The organism is Streptococcus mitis, assembly GCF_001579035.1.
In the GTDB taxonomy this organism is placed as follows: Bacteria; Bacillota; Bacilli; order Lactobacillales; family Streptococcaceae; genus Streptococcus; species Streptococcus mitis_J.
Genome location: NZ_KQ970286.1, coordinates 94,751 through 95,856 on the forward strand (window position 1 = coordinate 94,751; position 1,106 = coordinate 95,856).

Genomic DNA, 1,106 nt, shown 5'->3' on the forward strand with positions numbered 1-1,106 from the left:
TATTGGGTCGGATATAGAAATCTTACCAGAGGTTCAACCTCGTTCAGGTCTGTCAGTTGAAGCCTTTAATAAATTTAGCAAAAATAGAAAGGCTTTTTACGAGCCTAAGGGTGAGGAAAATTTTGGTACATTGCTAACTTATGACAAGTTTCGCCGAACAAATGTTTTAACAGATGAAGAGATGTCCAAAAAAATCAAAGAAGTAGTCAAAAATGACGAGAACAATTTTGGTAGAGGGGGATATTTCTCTACAGGAGACATCCCTTTAGATAAAGATGTAATAGCTTATAAAGTCGCTGTCTTTTCAGGTGATGATGACCATGTGGGTGTTTTGAGGGACACTCATCGTGTATCTTATAATCTACCTATCCTAGCCGATTTCTCAGTGATTCAAGATACGACAGAAGCGTCAAAAGAAGTCGCAAGACGGATTATTGACAAAATGATAAAAGAGAAAAAAATTCCAGAAGAAACTGGGAATAAGTTGAAAAAGGAACTTGAAAAAGTAAAGAAAACTTCAGAAATAAGAAATAAATTCTTTGGGAATGTCGCTGTTAAATATGTGGATACTGATGGACATCTATTATCGCCTAAAGACGACAAAAAGCTCGGTGAAAAGAGTGCTGATGGTACTTATCTAGTACAAAATGGTTCCCTTGTTGAATCTGAGTATGATGTGACAAGTAGCAAGTTAGCAAACATCACAACTGCTGATAATAAATACTATACTTTAAGAAGTTCAGTTAATGAAGGCTGGGACAGTACATCTGATAGCCCTACAGGAACTGTGACTACAAAACCAAAAGTCGTAACTTTTGTATATGAAGAAAGCACACCACCTGTGAAAGGTAAAGGTGTCGTTCACTTCAAAAAACAAGTATCTGAGGCTGCAACAGAAGCGTTAGCAGGATATGGCGATATTACGCTTGAAGGCGATGTGGGGACAGAATTTTCAGCCGAAGAAGTTAATACTAAGATTACAGAACTGAAAAATGCTGGGTATGAGATTGTAAGTGATACATTTACAAGTGGTAATAAAACAATTGACTCAACGGCTGATGTAGATGGACAAGAGCCAAGTCAGGTGTATGATGTAGTAGTTAAGG

General features: G+C 37.3%; 1 protein-coding gene. It reads left to right on the top strand.

Translation table 11 applies throughout. From position 1 onward, the window contains the following. On the top strand, window positions 1-1,106 hold a 1,106-nt coding region (locus SMIDD26_RS02725), incomplete at both ends, for a MucBP domain-containing protein (protein ID WP_246746866.1).